The sequence below is a fragment of the Streptomyces phaeolivaceus genome (genome assembly GCF_009184865.1).
Lineage (GTDB): Bacteria > Actinomycetota > Actinomycetes > Streptomycetales > Streptomycetaceae > Streptomyces > Streptomyces phaeolivaceus.
Map to the genome: position 1 here is coordinate 4,802,998 of NZ_CP045096.1, position 20,278 is coordinate 4,823,275.

The window sequence follows — 20,278 nt, forward strand, 5'->3', positions numbered from 1 at the left end:
AGTGTGCCCGAACTTGCCAGGCGTTCACCCTAGAGATTCGATGGCAGCGGTGATGATTTCACGCGCGGCGGGACCGTGGACGGCAAGTTCGGCCAGCTCGCTGAACGTTTTGGCATACATGGCAAGTTCGTGCTTCTGAACGACGGTGAGATGAGCCGAGATCAATTCGACGTTCACCAAGTCGTCGTCGTACAGGAAGAATCCTTCGACGGGCCACAGGCCCGAACGGTCGGCGCTCTGGGGGATGATGCCGATGCTCACCGAGGGGAGGGCCATGACGCTGAGAAGGTAGCCGAGTTGGCCCGCCATCACGTCCGTGCCGCCGATGCGATATCGCAGGACGCTCTCTTCGAGGATGATGGCGAACGTGTGCTTCCCGTAGACGACCTGTTGCTTCTCCACGCGCACTCGGACGGCCGCCGGCACATCGTCAACGAGTCCTCGGCGGTCACGAATGGAGGTCAGGAGTGCGGTGATGTACGACGCCGTCTGTACGGGGCCAGGGATGAGCCAGGGCGAGTAAATGCGGAACCGCTCGGTGCGCTCCCAGAGGGGAACAACGGACTCCTGCGCCCACTTGAGCCCGTGGCGCTCCATCTTGCGCCACTCCACATACATGCCCTCAATTCCGCGGGCCGTGGAGATGAGATCCTCTGCCTCATCCTCCGCGCCGCATGCGGAGCACCAATCGCGAAGATCGCGCTCCGAGGGGGCTCGTGTGCCGCTCTCGAAGCGCGAAGCCTTCGACTCATGCCAATCCAGGCTCTGGGCCAGTGATCGCTTGGTGAGTCCGGCTGCTTTCCGGATTTCGGCGAGACGTTGTCCGAGCGCCTTGCGGGCTTCCTGGACGCTCGAAGATGGCGATGTCATGTCAGTGCGGTGCTGTTCGGACTGTCAGGCCAACTCGAATTGTGCGTGCCGCGTTGCCCGCTTCCACACGGTCTCGAAGGCCGACTCGCAAAGCTTCGCCACCTCCGGGTCTTCTGTGAGTTCGACCTCCATGTTCTCGCCCTCGCCGTCGAAGTGGTTGACGAGGACGAGGTTGGAGTCGAACAGCCAGAAGTCATTGCCGGGAAGCGCGATGTCAGTCGCATTGCGCCGCGAGAGCCACCGCACGCTTTCGCCGGCAGCGATGTTCAATCCGTCCGTCACGTCGTACTCGAAGCGGATGTACTCGCTGACCGGTGTCGATACGACGCGGGCCCGCCGAACCTCGACACCTCGCGAGGACGCCTCCGTCACGATGGCGTGCCAGTCGGCCCAGCGCTCGGCCGGATCTAGGACCACACCGGCCTGCCAGTCGATGAAGGCCGGGTCCGACTTCATGTAGGCGTCACGCATCTCCAGGTGGACAGCGGTCCTCTGGCAGTCGCGGAACAACTCCTCAAACGTCGGGGTCCTCGTCACGCTTCTTCACCTCCTGGAAGAACTGCACCATGTGCCGGGGGATCTCCACCACCGTTTCGTGTCCGGGGATGTCCATCTGCCCGAGCCGCTCGTCGTCCTCCACCCTCCACCCCTGCACGAGGTAGGTGTCCTTCTCGTCGTCGAGGTAGACGGTGGGGGAGCCGCCGCTGGGGCTCTCCGGATCCTTACCGAGCTTGATCAGGGCCATGATGACCTCCTCGGGTGCCAGTAACGATCTATGTGCCAGAGCTTGCCCGCGACTGAGCTCCCAAGCCAGGAACTTGCCCAAACTTGCCAGGATTTTCGGGCGGCGACCCCAAGCGAGGAAACCTGGCGACGGCGTACGGGGGCATGGACGCGGTGCACCTCGGCGGTTCACCAGTTCGCCGGGGGCAGACAGGGAAGATCCCGACACTACTGGTGCACTGCGAACGGGCATGCCAACGTGGACACCCTTCCGACACCCCAGGTCATCGACGGTCAGTGACCTGTCCCCAAGCCTACGGAGGCGCCCCTGCAACCGCACCACCCCACCGATCCTTCCAGCCCTGCATCGCCTGACCCGGTGTACTGGGTCACCCCGCGCCACTTGGCCGGAGATGACGACGCGCTCGCCGAGCGAATCGGCGACACTCTGGCCAGCCTCGGCTGGCGAATGTGGCCTACTGCCCGCCACACCCTGCTGTACGTAAGTCCGGACGGCCTGCGCGGCGCCGAGTGGATTCTCGCGGCCTACCCCTTCGAGCTGGGCGGACTGCCGGTGGCTTGGCAACTGAGCGCCCGCCGGCATGCCGCTTCCGCGTTGGCGGAGTGGAACGCGTACTTCACCACTGGCTTCCCGTACGAGGCGCTCGCTGATTTCCTCGCGGCGCTCGACGCCCGTGAGGCGCCCGACGTCGGCTTCGCCGACCCGGAGACGGTCCTTGCCGGGCTCACTGCCCGGGGCTGGATTCGCGACGTCGACCGCCCTCGCACCACAGCCACGGACCCTGGGTTCGCGTCCTGCGTCTCCTTGGAGATGCTGCCGCCGCTCATCCAGGACGCCGATCCGCGCCCTGACCTGGTGGGCTGGCAGGCATGGGCGGAACCCGCCCTCGGCGCACCGTATCTCTGGTGCGCCAGCTTCAGCGCCAGCGTCCCCCACGACCTGGTCGCTGCCTTCGCCTTGTCACTCGCCTCACCGCTCCCGGTGCCCCGTCGTGCCCTGCCCAAGAGCGCGGAGGGCCGGCTCACCATCGTCCGCCGCAGCTGACATCAGCCACATCCGGCCCTCCCGGGCCGCCCAACAACTCACGGAGACTGCATGTTCCGACGACGTTCTCGCGCTGACCGCGAGTTCCATGAGGTTCAGCGTAAGTCGCTTGCGCTGGTGCAGATGCTGGCGCAGGAGTCACTGCCCTTCGACGCCGTCCAGGCGAAGACACCAGCGTCGGCTGGGGCGGGCGTGGATGCGGTTGTGCCGGACTTCCCGCCAGCTGATCCCCGGGCGCCCGCCCCGCAGGACGTCGAGGGAGTGATGATGCGCTGGATGCAGCCGCTCGTCGTCGATGGCGATGTCCACGCGTGTCCGACGTGTGGCGCGTACCGGGACTGGATCGTCTTCTGCCTGCGCGACGACTCGGTGTGGCTGCGCTGCCGGGCCGGTCACCAGGTGCAGGAGCCGCGTCTGAACGCGGCCTGGTTCAACCGCAACTCCGGACCGGTCGACCACTGGCACCCCACCCTTGAGGACGGGCTGCGTCACCTCGGCCACTGACCCGCGAAACCCCACTCCCTACCCCCTACATACCGCTGGCGCCGGAGACCCGGCTGGTCAGACCGTCCGATCCGCAGCCACTTTGGGGTTTCGCATGCGCCTTCACACCACGACCGTCCTCAGCCTGAGTGCCCTCGCCCTCCTGGCCCTGGCGGGCTGCTCCGCCGGCGGCACGCCCGCCGACGCTCCGGTCTTCTCCGCCTCCGCGCCCACGGAGCAGGAGGGCAAGCACGCGCCGACGCCCGCTCTGCTGTCGTCGGCCGCGCTGAGCAAGCGCCTCCTGGACGAGAGCGACCTGGGCGAGGGCTACACCCGCAAGCCGCAGCAGTCCAAGCCGCAGGACGATGTCGTCGTGTCCGGTTGCCTGGCGCTGGAGAAGCTCGGCCGTGACGCCGCTGTCGGCGGCAGCCTCGACTTCCCCCGCAAGGCGAAGGCGTCCTTCACCTATGCGGGCGGCAGCAACTCGGAGGTGGCCGAGGAGTTGTACAGCGACACCGAGGCGAAGCTCTCCAGCGGCGTGGGCCGGATCTTCGACGCGATGACCTCCTGCCCCACGTACCAGGTCCTCGTCGGCAGCACCCCCGTCACGGTCCAGGCTCAGAAGGTGGCTGCGGCCCGGCTGGGCGATGAGCGGTGGAGCCAGCTGCTCACCTTCACCGTCGGCGGACGCAGCAGTGTCGTCAAGCAGACGGCTGTCCGCATGGGGACGGTGGTTGTGGTGGTCTCTGGCGGCCCCGGCCTTGTCGACGCCCACCTGGCGAAGGCCGTCGACAAGGCTCATCGCGCGGGCTGACCCGACCGGTGGCAGGGGCTATCGCGCGCCTTCGGCGCACATGGCGACTGCCTTCTGGAGGCCGGTGAAACCGGTCTTCAGCGGGTCGAGGCGCTCCAGGCTGGAAAGCCTGATGGTCTTCTGGGTCGGGCACCGCTCGTCCAGGAGACGGGTGGGCAGTGGGCAGTGGGCAGTGAGCGACTCTGTCGGGGATCTTGAGGACGGGCGTCACTTCCCTTGGCGCCACCACAGCGGCCGGGGTAAGTCGCGTGCGTCGAGGTACTGCTGGAATGCTGTGGGAGGGCGGGGCCGGTACGAGCTGTCGGCGGGTTCTTGAAGGCTCAGCCGCTCGATGTTGATCGCGAGTGCGGTCAGGACGTGCTGGACGTGCGTCTTGGCCAGGCCGCGGTAGCGGCACCGGCGTCCGCGGTGGCCGTCCGCGAACTCCTCGATGGTGCCCTCGGCCCCCGAGCGCCGCCTGTAGAGCCGGCGCCAGTCCGCATCCTGCTGATCGGCCCGGTTCTTGACCTGGAGTTCGTACAGGCGCCGTGTCGGGAAGTACAGGCTGCGAAACCGGCCCGGAGTGCACTTGGCCCGCTCGGGGCAGCGGCCGCACTGGCGGGCGTCGAACCGGACTGTGACCTTGGTCGGCTCGACTGTCGGCAGGTCCTGCCAGTTGCCGCTGACCTGCCCGTTGGGGCAGGTCACCTCGCGCTGGTCGAAGTCGATGATGAAGTTCTCCCGGCCGAAGCCGTCCCCTGCCCGGTGCTGCGGGGTGGTGCTGGGCGGAAGCGGCCCGATCAGGGTGACGCGGTGCAGGCGGGCGGCTTCGTCCATGCCGGCCACGGAGGTGTAGCCGCCGTCGACCAAGTGCCGATTCGGCAGTAGACGCCGTCGCCTGAGGCGGGCGTGGATGCCGGGCAGCGCCTGGCTGTCCGCGCTGGAGACGGCCGTGGCCACGTCGGTGATGATGTTGACCCGCTTGTCGTCGCAGGTCTCGGTCAGGTGCACGAGGTAGCCGGTCCAGCGTGTGTCACCGCGCATGGTGCAGCGGGCCTCGGTCTCGTACGGGGATTCGATTCGGACTCGGGAGGGCGGCTGGCCGTCGCGTTTCGTGCGCGGCCTGAACCGCCCCTTGGCATCCACCAAGAAGTGCTGCACCAGGATCGTTCGGAGCACGTTCGCCTGCGCCGGAGCGCCGCCGGGGAACCGGGCGTCGAGACGGTACAGCAGTTCGCGGGCGTCGTTGCCCACCTGCTCCAGGCGGGCGACGGGGTGGCTGGGCTGGGAGCACAGGCGAACCGGCCGGCCGTAGCGTTGGGCCCATTCGGCGGTGACCAGCTCGTCCAGCACCTCTGGCGCGTCGCGGGCCGCCTCTTCCAGCACGGCGCGGACCGCCTCGCACGCCAGCTCCAGGCGGGTCAGCTCCCGTGCGGCGGACAGGACGTGGGTGGAGTCGGTGCGCTGCGTGACCCGCCCTTTGAGCAGGCCGGCCCGTCGGATCCGGGTGAGTGCGAGGCCCAGTAGCCGGTCGGCGCGGTCGCCTTCGGCGAGCCGGTCGCGGAAGTCGGACAGGACGCTGTGGTGGAAGCCGGGATCGTCCAGGTCCAGGCCGAGGGCGTACTTGAAGTCGATTCGGCAGCGCACTGCCTCGGCGGCCTGGCGGTCGGAGAGGTTCATCGCGTACTGCAGCACGCAGACGGTGGCGAGTTGGGCGGGTGAGAGCCCAGGTCGGCCGTCACGCGGGTACCAGGCGGTGAAGTCCTCGTCGCTCCAGAGGCCGTCGAGGCGGTCGCGGATCCACATCGCGGTGGTGCCTTTGGGGTTGGCCGCGCGGGCAACCCGGGCGGTCAGCGGCGGGATCTCGGCTCCGGAGTGAGGCTGGAGGGACACATCGGGCTCCTGGGGAACGAGGGCGGAACGTTCCAACGAGCCTGACGCAACGTCACGATCGTTAACTGCCCATCCTCAAGATTCCCGACAGAGTCGCTCAGTGACTGGCTGGATGGGGAGTCCCGGGATTCACAGCAGAAGAAGAAGGCGATCGACGCGTTTCTGTTCGCCGACATCGGCGGTGAGGTGGCCGAGGCCGCAGCTCTGGTAGGGATGCCGGTTGCCCAATTCCGCTCATGGGCAGAGGAGCGAGCCATGAGCGACATCCGTGCTCTTCCGGCACTCGGACTCTTCCGTGAGCTGTTTCATGGCAGGCACATCAACAAGGGCACCAAGTGGCACCCGAACGACTGCACCGACATGGTGTACCTGTCGTGTGCCGCCGGGTACGCCGACTTCGTCGTCTGCGAGCGGCACATGCGCGAGCATCTGGCACACGGCGTGAGACGTGTAGCACGCCCCACGCAGGTGTTCCGCCACCTCCATGAGGCAGTCGACGCCATAGAGAAGCGGCTTGCCCAAGGGTGCACCCCTGGCTCTGACCACCAAGGTGGACGTGCCTGTGCATCGCCCGGCGCTACATGAGACATCAGCACGTGCGCTCACGCATCGCTCACGCACGGGCCCGACAATGGAGCAGCGCCCGACCCGGCCGAAGCCGACTCAGGCGCTGCACCGCAGGTCAGAGGGGATAACCCCCGCCTACCACCGGTAGGCCCTGTGGGACTCGAACCCACAACCAATGGATTAAAAGTCCACTGCTCTGCCAATTGAGCTAAGGGCCCAGGCGATGTTGCCTCCCCGAGCATAGCCGGACGTGGCCGGGAGTCCGATCGGGTATCGGTGACCCGGCCGCGTCGGAGGGCCGCAAAAAGGTTCGCCGTAGAACAGAACGGGCGGAAGATCGGCGGAAGTAGGGCGAGTTGGCTGGGCCGCGGGGAAGGCGGACCCGCTCACGACCTCACGGTTCGATCGGCCCCGCCGCCCCCTTCCGTGCCGCCACCCGCGCCGCCCGCGCCGCCCGCGCCACACTGCGCTCGTGCTCGGGGTTGAGGAACCAGTGACGGGCGGAGGCGGCCCACCAGATCGCCGCGAAGCCCAGCACCACCAGGACGGCCACGGGGGCGTAGTTGAAGTTCTCCCAGGTGACCGGGGACAGCTGCGGGAGCATGAACAGGACGGTGATGACGAAGACCCAGATCACCGCGACGACGCCGATCGCCCGCGACCAGCGGCCCAGGTGCCAGGGGCCGCGTTCGAACGCCTCGCCCTTGCGCAGCCGCAGCAGGGTCGGGATGACGTACGCGATGTAGAGGCCGATGACCGCGATCGAGGTGACGGCGGCGTACGCCGTGACATTGATCAGATACGGCAGCCCGAGGACCAGCGCGCCGCCCGCCGCCAGCCAGACCGCCGCCACGGGGGTGCGGGTACGCGGGCTGACGGTGTGCCAGACGTGGGAGAACGGGAGCGCGCCGTCGCGTGAGAAGGCGTAGATCATGCGGCTGTTGGCGGTGACGGAGGCCATCCCGCAGAAGAGTTGCGCGCCGATGATGACGAGGAGGAGCAGTTTGCCGCCGGTCGCGCCGAGCGCGTCCAGCAGGATCTGCGCGGGCGGCACCCCGGTCGCCGACTCGCGGGCACCGTCGTAGGACTGGATGGCGAAGGTGAAGCCCAGGAGGAGGACAAAACCCGCCACCCAGGACGTCCAGATGGACTGGACGATGCCCTTGGGGCCGGCCGTGGACGCGTCGTGCGTCTCCTCGGTCATATGGGCGGAGGCGTCGTACCCGGTGAAGGTGTACTGCGCCATCAGCAGCCCCAGCAGCACCACGTACAGCCCGCTGGTCCAGCCCGTCTCGTTGACGAACTCGGTGAACACGAAGGACGCCGACTGATGGCTGTCGGGGACGACGACGAGCGCGCCGACGATGACGATCACGCCCACCACGTGCCACCACACGCTGACGCTGTTCAGCAGGCCGACGATACGGACGCCGAACGTGTTCAGGAGGCCGTGCAGGAGCAGGATCGCGGCGAAGAGGAGGATCGTCCGGGCCGGCGTCACCTCGAAGCCGAACTCCAGGTTCAGATACGCCGCCAGGAAGGACGCCGCGCCGAAGTCGATACCGGCGGTCACGGCGACCTGGCCGAGCACGTTGAACCAGCCCGTGAACCACGCCCAGGCCGCCGCGCTGCGTGCCGGGGCCAGTCGGTGGGCCCAGAAGTACAGGCCGGCGGAGGTCGGGTAGGCCGAGCAGATCTCGGCCATGGCCAGGCCCACGAAGAGCGTCATCAGGCCGACCGCGACCCAGCCCCAGGTGATCACCGCGGGTCCGCCGGTGTTCATGCCGAAGAGGTAGAGCGTCATGCAGCCGGACAGGACCGAGATGATCGTGAAGGAGACCGCGTAGTTGGAGAACGCGGACATACGGCGGGCGAGGACCTGCGTGTAGCCCAGCTGGGCGAGCCGTTCCTCGTCGGACACCGAGACCGACACCGAGTCCGGGGCCGAGGCCCCGGCTGCCCCACGGGCTATGTCGTCATCTGTCATGCCCCCAGCAATTCCCTTCCGGGGGACGTGACATGCGCCACAGCGTGGCCGAAAACCGGCGGGCCGAGATCCGAGGGAAGCGCGCGCAAACAGCAGGGCCCGCACGACCGAAGTCATACGGGCCCTGCCAACCGAACTCTCAGCCGAGCTGTCAGTCGAGCTGTCAGTCGAACTCGCAGCCGAACTGCCGACCGAACTGCCGACCGAACTGCCGACCGAACTCTCAGCCGAACTGTCAGTCGATCAGCCGACGTCAGCCGTTGCGCTTCCAGCGCGGCTTGTCGTCACGGCGGCCGAAGGACGAGCCCGTGCCGGTGCCGCTGCGGTCGTCACGACGGCCGTACGGACGCTCGTGGCCGCCGGAGCGGAAGCCCGGACGGTCGCCGCCCTGCCGGTCGCGGTTGAACGGACGGTCGCTGCCCCGGTGCCCGCCCCGCTCGTCGCGACGCTCGAACGAACGCCCGCCACGGTCGTTGTCCCGGCGGAAGCCACTGCCACCACGGTCGTCACGACGCTCGAACGAACGCCCACCACGCTCACCGTCACGCCGCTCGAACCCACCGCGGTCGTTGTCCCGGCGGAAGCCACTGCCACCGCGGTCGTCCCGACGCTCGAAGGAACGGCCACCACGGTCGCCGTCCCGACGGTCGTCCCGGCGGTCGTTGTCGCGACGGAAGCCGCTGCCGCCACGGTCGTCACGACGCTCGAACGTACGGCCGCCACGGTCGCCGTCCCGACGGTCGTTGTCCCGGCGGAAGCCACTGCCACCACGGTCGTCCCGACGCTCGAACGAACGCCCACCACGGTCGCCGTCCCGACGGTCGTCCCGACGGAACCCACCACGGTCACCCCGGTCACCCCGGTCACCGCGGTCACCACGGTCGTTGTCACGACGCTCGTAACCGCCGTTGCCCCGCTCGTCGCGGCGCTGGCGCGGCTGGTCGTACGAGGGACGCTCGTACGCCGGGCGCTCGGCCGGCTGCTCGACGATCGTGACCGGGGCCTCGACCGGCGCGCCGTCCGTCGCGACGGCGGCGTTGGCGACGGCCTCCGCCGCGGCGGCGACAGCGGCCTCCGGGTCCTCGCCCCGCTCCCGCGCGGCACGCGCGGTCAGCCGGTCGGCCTCGTCACGCAGTTCGGCGGCGCGGCGCGTGGCCCGCTCCAGCTCCTTGGTGAGCTGGGCGACGTCGCGCTCGGCCTGCTGCGCGGCGTTGTCGACCGACTCGGCCTGGACCTCGGTCATCGAGCGGGCGCCGGTGATGTCGGCGACCTCGGTGTCGAAGGCCGTACCGCCCTGGATGATGTGGCGCGAGGCGTCGACGCCCGCGTCCTCCATCAGGCGGAAGATCTGCCGGCGCTGGTGCGGCAGGGACAGCGACACGACCGTGCCGGAGCGCCCCGCGCGGGCCGTACGGCCGGAGCGGTGCAGGTAGTCCTTGTGGTCACCGGCCGGGTCCACGTTCAGGACCAGGTCGATGCCGTCGACGTGGATGCCCCGGGCGGCGACGTCGGTGGCGACCAGCGCGTTGACGTAGCCGTCCTTGAAGTCGGCCAGCGTCCGCGTACGGGCGCCCTGGGTCATGCCGCCGTGCAGCGCGTCGGCCTTCACACCGGCGTCGCGCAGCTGCTCGGCGATACGGTCGGCGCCCAGCTGGGTGCGGACGAAGATGATCGTGCGGCCCTTGCGGGAGGCGATCGCGGCGGTGACCGGCGCCTTGTCCTTGGGCTTCACGATGAGGATGTGGTGCGACATGGTCGTGACGTTGCCCTGGGCGCTGTCGACCTCGTGCGTGACGGGGTTGCTCAGGTAGCGCTTGACCAGCGTGGAGATCTCGTTCTCCATCGTCGCGGAGAACAGCATCCGCTGACCGCCCGCCGGGACCTGGTCGAGCAGCTCGGTGACCTCGGGCAGGAAGCCCAGGTCCGACATCTGGTCGGCCTCGTCGAGGACGGCGATCCGCGTGTTCTCCAGCGAGCAGGCGCCGCGGTTGATGATGTCGCGCAGCCGGCCCGGGGTGGCGACGAGGATGTCGACGCCGCGCTCCAGGGCATAGATCTGGTTGCCCATCGACGTACCGCCGCAGACGACCTTCATCTTCAGGCCGAGGACGTCGCCGTACGGCTGGAGGGCGTCCGCGACCTGCATCGCCAGCTCACGGGTGGGCGTCAGGATGACGCCGCGGGGCTTCTTCTTCTCGGTGTGGCCGCCGGACAGCTGCGCGAGCAGCGGCAGACCGAACGACAGCGTCTTGCCGGAGCCGGTACGGCCGCGGCCGAGGATGTCCTTGCCGGCCAGGGCGTCCGGGATGGTCGCGGCCTGGATCGGGAAGGGGGTGGTCACGCCGTTCTGCGCGAGCTTGCGCACGACGCCCTCGGGGAGACCGAGGTCCGCGAAGGTGACCTCGGGGGCCTTGGTGGCCTCGTCGGCGGAGACGTCGTCGATGTTCGCGGTCTTCTCGACGTTCTCGACGTTCTCGACGTTCTCGATCTTCTCGACGTCTTCGCCGTTCTCGGGCACGACGACGTGATCAGTACTGGAAATGGACATGCGTATGCGAAACCTTCCGGAGTCTCGTCGGCACGCGCCCGTCAACTCCGTGATTCGCACACGACCGCCTCTATGCGGTCCGCCACGGCAAAGGAGAGTACGCGCCACACGGCGCGCTCTGCGGTGGCGCCGGGCAAATGGGATCAAACGATCTACCACCATACGCACCCACCACCCCCCAAGGCAAACTGAGGAGATATCCGCAGGTCAGGGGCCGATGGCCCGGTGGGGGCACGACACACCCCCCACCCCCTACGCCGTGTTCCCCGCCCGAGGCGCCGGTTCCCGCTCCACGAGCTGCGGCCCCTGCTCATGCGCCGAGGACGACGGCTCGGCCGAGGGCTCGGGCGACGCCGGCGGCTCCACCGGCTTCGTCGGCTCCGGCTCGGGCTCCACCGCGCTCGGCGTGGGCGTCGGCTCCCCCTTCGGCGGCGCGGGCTCCTCGGGCCCCTCACCCTTCCCCTCGCCCTTGCCCTTGCCCCCCTTGGGCGGCGTCGCCTTCCCGGACGGCTCGGCGGCCCCGGAGGCCGACGCGGAGGCGGAGGCCGACTTGGCCGCGGACGGCCCGGGAGAGGCGGAACCACCCCGCTCTCCCTGCCCCGACCGGTACCCCGTACCACCCTCGCCGGTCACCGCGGAGCCCCCGTCCGGTTTCTCCCCGCCCCGATGCCCCGCGGACGGCGACGCCTCGGGCTTCCGCCCGTCGTCCCCCACGCTCATACAACCGGCGGACGCCGCTACGGCCATGACCGTGGCGGCCAGACGGACGGATACGTTCAAGGCGCGCACGGCGGCCACCTCCGAGGGGGGCGGAAAGAGGAGTCCCCCTGCCCAACTCCCGCCGCGCACAAGAGGACACGCGCACCCGAGGGCCCCTACGAGCGCGACCTGCGCGACCACGCCCCCTACGTGCCGAACTTCACAGCCCCGTCGAGGCAGCGCCCCGACAGGAGCGCGGGGAACTGCGCGACCAGCCGCAACGAACCCGCAGCCGACAACGCACCCCGGCCATCCCTATCCGTACCCGAGCGCGTGCAGCCGGGCGTCGTCGATCCCGAAGTGATGCGCGATCTCGTGCACCACGGTCACCTCGGTCTCCGCGACCACGTCCTCCCGCGTCTCGCACATCCGCAGCGTCGGCCCCCGGTAGATCGTGATCCGGTCCGGCAGCACCCCCGCGTACCACTCCCCCCGGTCCGTCAACGGAGTGCCCTCGTACAGTCCGAGCAGCTCGGGGTCGTCGGCGGGCGGCTCGTCCTCGACGAACACCGCCACGTTGTCCATCAGCCGTGTCAGCTCCGGCGGAATCCGGTCCAACGCCTCGGCGACCAGTTCCTCGAACTCCTCGCGCGTCATCTCCAGCACACGGCCATTGTCAGGCACGACCCGTGCAACCCGCCCCCCGCGTATCCACTCCCGCATATCCGCCCCCACCCTTGGGCATACGGGACCAATGGCCCGCGTCCCCGCCGCCCCAGCCACCGCCACCACCGCCGCCAACCCCCCGCGCACGACCTGGCGCACCGCCCTGCGCCGCCTCCGCCGGGCCATGCCGAGGGCCCCCCGCGCCCTGGCCCGCCTCTACCGCTCCCGTCGCGCGCACCCCACGGTCGAGGTGGTCCACCACCCCCACCCCTGGGGCCGCGCGCTCGGTCTGGTCGCGGTCGTCCTGCTGGGCGCCTGGCTGGGCCTGCTGATCGTGGGGAACGTCCGCACCCCCGTCGGCCCCATGAACACGACGATGACCCTGCGCCCCTCCCTCACCGGCGGCACGAAGATCAACGTCTCCCCGCTCGGCGCCCTGGAGCTGAGCAGCCACAACGCCCCCGTACGCCTGGACGTGAACGTCGACCAGCTCGACCCGGAGCGCGCCCAGGCCCTGGTCGACCACCCCGAACGGATCTCCGGACTCCAGGAGGAGATCGCCTCCGACGTACGGCACGGCACCATCGACCTGGCCGTACGCTCCGGCGTGGCCGTCGTCTCCGGGGCCACCGCGCTGGGCCTCGCCGTGTACCGCCGTCCACGCCGCGCCCTGGCCGCCGGCGGCCTCGCCTTCGTGCTCCTGGCGGGCGCCGGAGGGACCGCAGCCGCCACCTGGAACCCGAACTCCGTCCTGGAGCCGAAGTTCTCGGGGCTGCTCTCCTCAGCACCCTCCATCGTCGGCAACGCACGCAGCATCGTCACCGAGTTCGACGTCTACCAGAAGGAGTTGGCCCGCCTGGTGACGAACGTGACCAAGCTGTACGACGTCACGTCCACGCTCCCCGCGTACCAGCCGGACCCGACCACCATCCGCGTCCTGCACGTCTCCGACATCCATCTGAACCCGGCGAGCTGGAAGATCATCGCCTCGCTGGTGGAGCAGTACGAGATCAATGTCATCGTCGACTCCGGCGACACCATGGACCACGGCAGCGCCGCCGAGAACGGCTTCCTCGACCCGATCGCCGACCTCGGGGCGCCGTACGTCTGGGTGCGCGGCAACCACGACTCGCTCCTGACCCAGCGCTATGTGGAGGGCGTCGAGAACACGCACGTCCTCGACGAGGGGAAGGCGGTGACCGTGGGCGGGCTGCGCTTCGCGGGGATGGGGGACCCGCAGTTCACCCCGGACCGCTCGACCGACAAGTCGGGCCTGCCCTCGGAGGAGGCGGCCGGGCAGCGGCTGGCGGACGCCCTGCGCGCCCAGAAGGCGGCGGGCACCCCCGTGGACATCGCGGTCGCCCACAACCCGGACGCCGCCCGGGAGACCGACGGCCAGGTCCCGCTCGTGCTCGCCGGGCATCTCCACCACCCCGAGATGGAGATGCTGAGCCAGGGCACCCGGCTCCGTATCGAGGGCTCGACCGGGGGCAGTGGTCTGCGGGCCGTGGAGGGCAAGGACCCCGACCCGATCGAGGCCTCCGTCCTCTACCTCGACCGCGACACCCGCCGCCTCCAGGCGTGGGACGAGATCAGACTCGGCGGCCTGGGCCTGACGACGGCCGAGGTCAGCCGCCACCTGCCGAAGGAGAACCAGCCGGGTGCCGAACCCGGGGGCGGACAGCCTCCGTCCCCCTCGGGCAGCACATCGGGCGAGCGGTCCCCCGACGGCCCGTAACCCCCGCGCGGGCGGCCCCGTAAACCGTTTTGGCGATAGCTCCCGGCATCCCATATGCTTCTCACGTCCCCGACGCGCTGACAAAGCGCCCAGGCGGGCCGATAGCCCTCATCGTCTAGCGGCCTAGGACGCCGCCCTTTCAAGGCGGTAGCACGGGTTCGAATCCCGTTGGGGGCACGCAAGAACGTGTGCGAGACTGTCGTACGCATCTTGGTCCTGTGGAGCAGTTTGGAGTGCTCGCCACCCTGTCAAGGTGGAGGCCGCGGGTTCAAATCCCGTCAGGACCGCTGGTGTTTCACGTGAAACACTGCGGCTGGGTAGCTCAGTTGGTACGAGCGATCGCCTGAAAAGCGATAGGTCGCCGGTTCGACCCCGGCCCCAGCCACATCAGACGAAGACCCTCTCCGGGCCACCGGAGGGGGTCTTCGCGTATACCGCCAGGAGCGCCGGCAAGAGTGCCGGCGGGAGCGTCGGCAGGAGTGCCGACGGGGGCGGACGCAAAAGCGTTCGCTCCTCGTTTCGTCGAGGTGAGATCCTGGGTTCCGTATGTCTACGCCACCTGCCCCCGCCTTCGGCGCCCTCGCCCCCCGTCTGGCCGAGCTGTCCCTGCGCGACGCGCACCGGCTCGGGCGCAGGCTCGAAGGCGCGCGCAAGATCCGTAAGCCCGAGGCCCGCGCCGCCGTGCTCGCCGAGATCGAGGCGGAGGTCGCCAAGGGCGAGTCCCGCATGGCCGAGCGCGCCGCGCGCGTCCCGGCCGTCTCGTACCCCGAGCAGCTGCCCGTCAGCCAGAAGAAGGACGAGATCGCGGCGGCCATCCGTGATCACCAGGTCGTCATCGTCGCGGGGGAGACCGGCTCCGGGAAGACGACGCAGATCCCCAAGATCTGTATGGAGCTGGGGCGTGGCGTACGCGGCATGATCGGCCACACACAGCCGAGACGTATCGCCGCCCGTACGGTCGCCGAGCGCGTCGCCGAGGAGCTGCGGACACCGCTCGGTGAGGCCGTCGGCTGGAAGGTCCGCTTCACCGACCAGGTGAACCCGGACGCGACCTTCGTCAAGCTGATGACGGACGGCATCCTGCTCGCCGAGATCCAGACGGACCGCGAGCTGCGCGCCTACGACACGATCATCATCGACGAGGCCCACGAGCGGTCCCTCAACATCGACTTCCTGCTCGGCTATCTCGCCCAGCTGCTGCCCAAACGCCCCGATCTCAAGGTCGTCATCACCTCCGCGACCATCGACCCCGAGCGCTTCTCCCGGCACTTCGGCGAAGCCCCGATCGTCGAGGTCAGCGGCCGTACGTATCCGGTGGAGGTGCGCTACCGGCCCCTTCTGGAGGAGGACGGCGACGACGCCGACCGGGACCAGATCACCGCGATCTGCGACGCCGTCGAGGAGCTTCAGGGGGAGGGCAAGGGCGACATCCTCGTCTTTCTCTCCGGTGAGCGCGAGATCCGGGACACCGCCGACGCGCTGGTCAAGAAGAACTACCGGTTCACGGAAGTACTGCCCCTCTACGCCCGGCTCTCGCACGCCGAGCAGCACCGCGTCTTCCAGGCGCACACCGGCCGCAGGATCGTTCTGGCCACGAACGTCGCCGAGACCTCCCTCACGGTCCCCGGCATCAAGTACGTCATCGACCCCGGCTTCGCCCGTATCTCCCGCTACAGCCATCGCACCAAGGTCCAGCGGCTGCCGATCGAGGCGATCTCCCAGGCCAGCGCCAACCAGCGCAAGGGCCGCTGCGGTCGTACGTCCGACGGTGTCTGCATCCGGCTGTACAGCGAGGACGACTTCGAGGCCCGCCCCGAGTTCACGGACGCGGAGATCCTGCGGACGAACCTCGCCTCCGTCATCCTCCAGATGACCGCGGCCGGCCTCGGCGACATCGAGAAGTTCCCCTTCATCGACCCGCCGGACCACCGCAACATCCGCGACGGCGTCCAGCTCCTCCAGGAGCTCGGGGCGCTCGACGCGGCGGAGAAGGACGTCCGCAAGAAGCTGACCCCGATGGGCCGCAAGCTCTCCCAGCTGCCCGTCGACCCAAGGCTGGCCCGGATGGTCGTCGAGGCCGACAAGAACGGCTGCGCCCGCGAGGTCATGGTGATCGCCGCCGCGCTCTCCATCCAGGACCCGCGCGAACGCCCCGCCGACAAGCAGGCCCAGGCGGACCAGCAGCACGCCCGCTTCAAGGACGAGACCAGCGACTTCCTCGCCTATCTCAACCTCTGGCGGTACGTCCGCGAGCAGCAGAAGGAACGCGGCTCGTCGTCCTTCCGCCGGATGTGCAAGCAGGAGTATCTGAACTTCCTGCGGATCCGCGAGTGGCAGGACATCTACAGCCAGCTGCGCACGGTCGCCAAGCAGATGGACATCCATCTCAACGAGGACGACGCCCCCGAGCAGCACGTCCACCTCTCCCTCCTCGCCGGACTGCTCTCCCACATCGGCATGAAGGACGTGAAGGAGACCGGCGGCGAGAGCGGGCGGAGCACCGGGAAGAACGAGTATCTGGGCGCCCGGAACGCCAAGTTCGCGATCTTCCCGGGCTCGGCCCTCTTCAAGAAGCCCCCGCGCTTCGTGATGTCGGCCGAGCTGGTGGAGACCTCACGCCTCTGGGCCCGCGTCAACGCGCGGATCGAGCCCGAGTGGGTCGAGCCGCTCGCCGAGCACCTCCTCAAGCGGACGTACAGCGAGCCGCACTGGGAGAAGGACCAGGCGGCCGTGATGGCGTACGAGAAGGTCACGCTGTACGGCGTACCGATCGTCGCCCAGCGGAAGATCAACTACGGCCGGATCGACGCGGAGGCCAGCCGCGAGCTGTTCATCCGCAACGCGCTGGTCGAGGGCGACTGGCGTACCCACCACAAGTTCTTCAGCGACAACCGCAGGCTCCTCAGCGAGGTCGAGGAGCTGGAACACCGGGCCCGGCGCCGGGACATCGTGGTCGACGACGACACGCTCTTCGACTTCTACGACCAGCGGGTCCCCGAGCATGTCGTCTCCGGCGCCCACTTCGACTCCTGGTGGAAGCACAAGCGGCACGAGCAGCCCGACTTCCTGGACTTCGAGCGGGAGATGCTCATCCGGGAGTCGGCGGAGGCGGTCACCAAGGCCGACTATCCGGACTCCTGGCGGCAGGGACAGCTGAAGTTCCGTGTCACCTACCAGTTCGAGCCGGGCGCCGACGCGGACGGTGTGACCGTCCACATCCCCCTCCAGGTCCTCAACCAGGTCACGGACGAGGGCTTCGACTGGCAGATCCCGGGCCTGCGGGAGGAGGTGGTGACGGAGCTGATCCGTTCCCTCCCGAAGCCGATCCGCCGGAACTACGTACCGGCGCCGAACTTCGCCCAGCGCTTCCTGGACCGGGCCGTGCCCCTTCAGGAGCCGCTGCCGGTGACGATGGCCCGTGAGCTGAAGCGCATGGTGGGCGTGCCGGTGACGCCAGAGGACTTCGACTGGGCCCGGGTCCCCGACCACCTGAAGATCACCTTCCGGATCGTCGACGAGCGCCGCCGGAAGGTGGCCGAGGACAAGGATCTGGAGTCGCTGCGGCTGCGGTTGAAGCCGAAGGCGCGCCAGGCCCTCTCCCAGGCGGCCGCCGCCACCGCCGAGCGCCAGGGCGGCGAGTCCCTGGAACGCAAGGGTCTGACCGACTGGACGATCGGCTCCCTCACCCGGGTCTTCGAGACCCGCCGGGCCGGGCAGCCGGTGAAGGCGTATCCGGCGCTCGTGGACGACGGGCCGACGGCGAACACCGTCTCCGTACGCCTCTTCGACACCGAGGCGGAGCAGGCGGAGGCGATGTGGAAGGGCACCCGAAGGCTCATCCTCCGAAACATTCCGGTCAACCCTGCGAAGTTCGCGAGCGAAAAGCTCACCAACGCGCAGAAGCTGGCGCTGTCCGCCAATCCGCACGGTTCGATCCAGGCGCTGTTCGACGACTGCGCGATGGCGGCGGCCGACAGACTGATCGCCGAATTCGGCGGGCCGGCCTGGGACGAGTCGTCGTACCGCAAGCTCTACGACAAGGTCCGCGCCGAGATCGTCGACACCACGGTCCGCACGGTCGGCCAGGTGCAGCAGGTGCTGGCCGCCTGGCAGGCCTGTGAGCGCCGTCTGAAGTCCACCCGCAGTCCGGCCCTCCTCGCCAACCTCGCGGACGTACGCGGGCAGCTGGACGCCCTCGTGCGGCCCGGGTTCGTGACGGAGGCGGGGCTGCGGCGGCTGCCGGACCTGATGCGCTATCTGGTGGCGGCCGACCGGCGGTTGCAGCAGATGCCGACCGGGGTGCAGCGGGACACGGCCCGGATGGAGAAGGTGCACGAGATGCGGGACGAGTACGCCTGGCTGCTGGAACAGCTGCCGCAGGGGCGGCCCGTGCCCTCCTCGGTGCTGGAGATCCGTTGGATGATCGAGGAGTTGCGGGTCAGCTACTTCGCGCACGCCCTGGGCACGGCCTACCCGGTCTCCGACAAGCGGATCGTGAAGGCGATCGACGCGGCCGTTCCGTAACGGACCCCGCACACTGGGTGAGTTCGACCGAGGGGCTTCGACTCCTGTACAGTCTCTTCTCGCAGGCCAGCGCGGGAACATGGCGCGGACTGCGAAACCTGGTCCTGTGGAGCAGTTTGGAGTGCTCGCCACCCTGTCAAGGTGGAGGCCGCGGGTTCAAATCCCGTCAGGACCGCACGATTCGAAGGCCCGCATCCGATTGGATGCGGGCCTTCTTGCTGTTCGGCGGCCAGGGTGCGCCGGTTTCGCCCAAGAGCTCGGGATGTCGGGGCTGTTGGGCGCGTGCGGGGCAGCTGTGGCTGGTCGCGCAGTTCCCCGCGCCCCTGGAGGGGGCCTGCGACCCCTCCTTGGCCCGGTGGGGGTTGACGGCGTCACATTCCGCCGGTACCTCAGATTCAGGGCCCAGAGACCCCCGGAGGTGGCGTATGGCGGCGTCCGCTCGGCACGAGACCCGCGCATTGCTCCGTGCCCATCTGTCGGCCGCCTCCTCGTACCGCCACCTCACCCGCCACTGCCCGATCTGCCACCGGCTGCTGCGGCTGGCGACGGAGCCCGGGGCCGACGGCGAGGACGACCTGGAGGAGCCCGCGGAGGACGAGGCGCCCTCCAAGGCGTGAGACGCGTCCCGCAGGGAACACACTCGACTAGGGTGCGTCACGCTCAACTCCCGTCCCCATTACCGCAGATGTCGCTCGGGCAGCAAGGATCCCGGCGTGTGACGGGTGTCACCGTACGAGTTTTCAGAACGCCGGTTCTTACCACTCCCCTACAACTGGTCAATTTAATATGTGCAATTGCACCAGTCCCCGGGGACCTGCACAGGAGATCCGACAGCCCTCCCCAGAGTCCGACAAGCCCGCGCACAACTCCTCGTCCACGGACCCGAAACCCCCGGTCAGGCGCACAAAAAAGATCGCGCTGGACCCGGCGGAGTCCAGCGCGATCTACGACGCACCCTTGTTGCTTGCCTGTCGATGTCCGGAGGGCCTGGGCCTCCCGGAAAGTTCTGTGTGGCTCGGGCGTGGGATCTGTTGGGGCAGAACCCGCGTCGCTCGGAGCTGCTTGAGCGGTGCTTTCAGGCTTCCGACTGATTGGGGGACCAGCCGAAATGCCCTGTTATGCGATTGTTCAGGCCTCGCTGCGCTGCTGCGGAATGCCCGCGAGCAGTGCGCGGACCTCAGCCTCGCGGTAACGGCGGTGTCCGCCGAGCGTGCGGATGGACGTGAGCTTGCCGGCCTTCGCCCACCGCGTGACCGTCTTGGGGTCGACGCGGAACATGGTGGCGACCTCAGCCGGGGTCAGCAGCGGCTCGGCATCAGGGGTGCGAGCGGTCATGAGCGGCCTCCTCGGGAGAACCGAACCTTCTCGGTTCTTTCCTCTAAATTCTGCACCTTGACCCGCGTTGCCCGAAATGGCGGACGCGAGTCGAGTCGGTTATAGGACGAACGGCTTGTCCTCGGCACTACAACTACACCATCCGTCCAGCCGCGTCGGCCAAACCGATGGAATTGCCCTCCCAGGTGTTCATCAGCGACGGATGCCGATGGACCATGCCATAGCGGACAGTCACGCCACTGTGACGATCAGTCACAGTGGCGTGCAGGAGTCACGAGACCCCCCAATAGCGTGCAATGCTGAGATTCCACCCATACGCGGGCAGAAGGAGCCTCCCCCGGGCTCCTTGTCCTATTTTGACACGAGGAGGTGCGTAAGAGGCAAGG

The 20,278-nt window shown here is 68.8% G+C and carries 16 protein-coding genes and 5 tRNA genes; 11 read left to right on the forward strand and 10 right to left on the reverse strand.

Annotated features, from left to right (window positions below; all coding sequences use genetic code 11):
- Positions 1 to 24: 24 nt before the first annotated feature.
- The 3 genes from F9278_RS22605 to F9278_RS22615 are packed head-to-tail and all read right to left on the reverse strand — an operon-like array spanning position 25 to position 1,615.
- Positions 25 to 870, reverse strand: coding sequence for a helix-turn-helix domain-containing protein (locus tag F9278_RS22605; protein WP_152169970.1), 846 nt, complete (start codon positions 868 to 870; stop codon positions 25 to 27).
- 24 nt (positions 871 to 894) lie between these two features.
- The gene (locus F9278_RS22610) at positions 895 to 1,407 is read right to left on the reverse strand and encodes a DUF6879 family protein (protein WP_193241590.1); all 513 of its coding nucleotides are present in this window, start codon (positions 1,405 to 1,407) and stop codon (positions 895 to 897) included.
- Positions 1,385 to 1,615 carry a hypothetical protein gene (locus F9278_RS22615; RefSeq protein ID WP_152169971.1) on the reverse strand — a complete coding sequence of 77 codons (231 nt, stop codon included), beginning with the start codon at positions 1,613 to 1,615 and terminating at the stop codon, positions 1,385 to 1,387. Before F9278_RS22615 ends, F9278_RS22610 begins: the two co-directional genes overlap by 23 nt.
- 357 nt (positions 1,616 to 1,972) lie before the next feature.
- Here F9278_RS22615 and F9278_RS22620 point away from each other — a divergent pair, with 357 nt between their 5' ends.
- The 3 genes from F9278_RS22620 to F9278_RS22630 all read left to right on the forward strand — a co-directional run bounded on the left by F9278_RS22620 (position 1,973) and on the right by F9278_RS22630 (position 3,956).
- Positions 1,973 to 2,659 carry a DUF317 domain-containing protein gene (locus F9278_RS22620; RefSeq protein ID WP_152169972.1) on the forward strand — a complete coding sequence of 229 codons (687 nt, stop codon included), beginning with the start codon at positions 1,973 to 1,975 and terminating at the stop codon, positions 2,657 to 2,659.
- A gap of 123 nt (positions 2,660 to 2,782) precedes the next feature.
- Positions 2,783 to 3,163 (forward strand): hypothetical protein, encoded by a 381-nt coding sequence (locus F9278_RS22625; RefSeq protein ID WP_226966868.1) that lies wholly within the window; start codon positions 2,783 to 2,785, stop codon positions 3,161 to 3,163.
- 94 nt (positions 3,164 to 3,257) lie between these two features.
- Positions 3,258 to 3,956: a hypothetical protein gene (locus F9278_RS22630; protein ID WP_152169973.1), complete on the forward strand. Its 699-nt coding sequence runs from the start codon at positions 3,258 to 3,260 to the stop codon at positions 3,954 to 3,956.
- A gap of 207 nt (positions 3,957 to 4,163) precedes the next feature.
- On the opposite strand, the gene F9278_RS22635 is transcribed toward F9278_RS22630, so the two are convergent.
- Positions 4,164 to 5,828 carry an IS1182 family transposase gene (locus F9278_RS22635; protein WP_193241490.1) on the reverse strand — a complete coding sequence of 555 codons (1,665 nt, stop codon included), beginning with the start codon at positions 5,826 to 5,828 and terminating at the stop codon, positions 4,164 to 4,166.
- Between the two features lie 255 nt (positions 5,829 to 6,083).
- Here F9278_RS22635 and F9278_RS22640 point away from each other — a divergent pair, with 255 nt between their 5' ends.
- Positions 6,084 to 6,413: a hypothetical protein gene (locus tag F9278_RS22640; protein ID WP_152169974.1), complete on the forward strand. Its 330-nt coding sequence runs from the start codon at positions 6,084 to 6,086 to the stop codon at positions 6,411 to 6,413.
- A 127-nt stretch (positions 6,414 to 6,540) separates the two neighbouring features.
- Here the strand turns inward: F9278_RS22640 and F9278_RS22645 are convergent.
- The 5 genes from F9278_RS22645 to F9278_RS22665 all read right to left on the reverse strand — a co-directional run bounded on the left by F9278_RS22645 (position 6,541) and on the right by F9278_RS22665 (position 12,295).
- Positions 6,541 to 6,613: transfer RNA gene (locus F9278_RS22645), tRNA-Lys, on the reverse strand.
- 176 nt (positions 6,614 to 6,789) lie between these two features.
- On the reverse strand, positions 6,790 to 8,382 hold the full coding sequence (locus F9278_RS22650) for an amino acid permease (RefSeq protein ID WP_226966869.1): 1,593 nt from the start codon (positions 8,380 to 8,382) through the stop codon (positions 6,790 to 6,792).
- 253 nt (positions 8,383 to 8,635) lie between these two features.
- Complete coding sequence (locus F9278_RS22655; protein WP_152169975.1) at positions 8,636 to 10,930, reverse strand: DEAD/DEAH box helicase; 2,295 nt, start codon at positions 10,928 to 10,930, stop codon at positions 8,636 to 8,638.
- Positions 10,931 to 11,182: 252 nt separating this feature from the next.
- On the reverse strand, positions 11,183 to 11,719 hold the full coding sequence (locus F9278_RS22660) for a hypothetical protein (RefSeq protein WP_193241591.1): 537 nt from the start codon (positions 11,717 to 11,719) through the stop codon (positions 11,183 to 11,185).
- Between the two features lie 225 nt (positions 11,720 to 11,944).
- Positions 11,945 to 12,295, reverse strand: a complete 351-nt coding sequence (locus tag F9278_RS22665; protein ID WP_059249887.1) for a metallopeptidase family protein — start codon at positions 12,293 to 12,295, stop codon at positions 11,945 to 11,947.
- An 88-nt stretch (positions 12,296 to 12,383) separates the two neighbouring features.
- Between F9278_RS22665 and F9278_RS22670 the strand changes: the two genes are divergently transcribed.
- The 7 genes from F9278_RS22670 (at position 12,384) to F9278_RS22700 (ending at position 19,174) form a co-directional block, all read left to right on the forward strand.
- Positions 12,384 to 14,033 carry a metallophosphoesterase family protein gene (locus tag F9278_RS22670; RefSeq protein ID WP_152169978.1) on the forward strand — a complete coding sequence of 550 codons (1,650 nt, stop codon included), beginning with the start codon at positions 12,384 to 12,386 and terminating at the stop codon, positions 14,031 to 14,033.
- A 104-nt stretch (positions 14,034 to 14,137) separates the two neighbouring features.
- Positions 14,138 to 14,210, forward strand: a tRNA-Glu gene (locus F9278_RS22675).
- Between the two features lie 35 nt (positions 14,211 to 14,245).
- A tRNA-Asp gene (locus tag F9278_RS22680) sits at positions 14,246 to 14,320 on the forward strand.
- Between the two features lie 24 nt (positions 14,321 to 14,344).
- A tRNA-Phe gene (locus F9278_RS22685) sits at positions 14,345 to 14,418 on the forward strand.
- Positions 14,419 to 14,579: 161 nt separating this feature from the next.
- Entirely contained in the window at positions 14,580 to 18,557 is a 3,978-nt protein-coding gene (hrpA, locus tag F9278_RS22690; protein ID WP_152169979.1) for an ATP-dependent RNA helicase HrpA, read from the forward strand.
- A gap of 100 nt (positions 18,558 to 18,657) precedes the next feature.
- Positions 18,658 to 18,732: transfer RNA gene (locus tag F9278_RS22695), tRNA-Asp, on the forward strand.
- 250 nt (positions 18,733 to 18,982) lie between these two features.
- Positions 18,983 to 19,174, forward strand: a complete 192-nt coding sequence (locus F9278_RS22700; RefSeq protein WP_152169980.1) for a DUF6274 family protein — start codon at positions 18,983 to 18,985, stop codon at positions 19,172 to 19,174.
- A 511-nt stretch (positions 19,175 to 19,685) separates the two neighbouring features.
- On the opposite strand, the gene bldC is transcribed toward F9278_RS22700, so the two are convergent.
- The gene (gene bldC, locus F9278_RS22705) at positions 19,686 to 19,892 is read right to left on the reverse strand and encodes a developmental transcriptional regulator BldC (protein WP_003949541.1); all 207 of its coding nucleotides are present in this window, start codon (positions 19,890 to 19,892) and stop codon (positions 19,686 to 19,688) included.
- Positions 19,893 to 20,278 lie beyond the last annotated feature (386 nt).

Coding starts and splice junctions, on each gene's coding strand:
- F9278_RS22630 (WP_152169973.1), top strand. CDS start 3,258: ATGCGCCTTCACACCACGACCGTCCTCAGCCTGAGTGCCCTCGCCCTC.
- F9278_RS22655 (WP_152169975.1), bottom strand. CDS start 10,930: ATGTCCATTTCCAGTACTGATCACGTCGTCGTGCCCGAGAACGGCGAA.
- bldC (WP_003949541.1), bottom strand. CDS start 19,892: ATGACCGCTCGCACCCCTGATGCCGAGCCGCTGCTGACCCCGGCTGAG.
- F9278_RS22615 (WP_152169971.1), bottom strand. CDS start 1,615: ATGGCCCTGATCAAGCTCGGTAAGGATCCGGAGAGCCCCAGCGGCGGC.
- F9278_RS22650 (WP_226966869.1), bottom strand. CDS start 8,382: ATGACAGATGACGACATAGCCCGTGGGGCAGCCGGGGCCTCGGCCCCG.
- F9278_RS22670 (WP_152169978.1), top strand. CDS start 12,384: ATGGCCCGCGTCCCCGCCGCCCCAGCCACCGCCACCACCGCCGCCAAC.
- F9278_RS22700 (WP_152169980.1), top strand. CDS start 18,983: ATGGCGGCGTCCGCTCGGCACGAGACCCGCGCATTGCTCCGTGCCCAT.
- hrpA (WP_152169979.1), top strand. CDS start 14,580: ATGTCTACGCCACCTGCCCCCGCCTTCGGCGCCCTCGCCCCCCGTCTG.
- F9278_RS22625 (WP_226966868.1), top strand. CDS start 2,783: ATGCTGGCGCAGGAGTCACTGCCCTTCGACGCCGTCCAGGCGAAGACA.
- F9278_RS22640 (WP_152169974.1), top strand. CDS start 6,084: ATGAGCGACATCCGTGCTCTTCCGGCACTCGGACTCTTCCGTGAGCTG.
- F9278_RS22605 (WP_152169970.1), bottom strand. CDS start 870: ATGACATCGCCATCTTCGAGCGTCCAGGAAGCCCGCAAGGCGCTCGGA.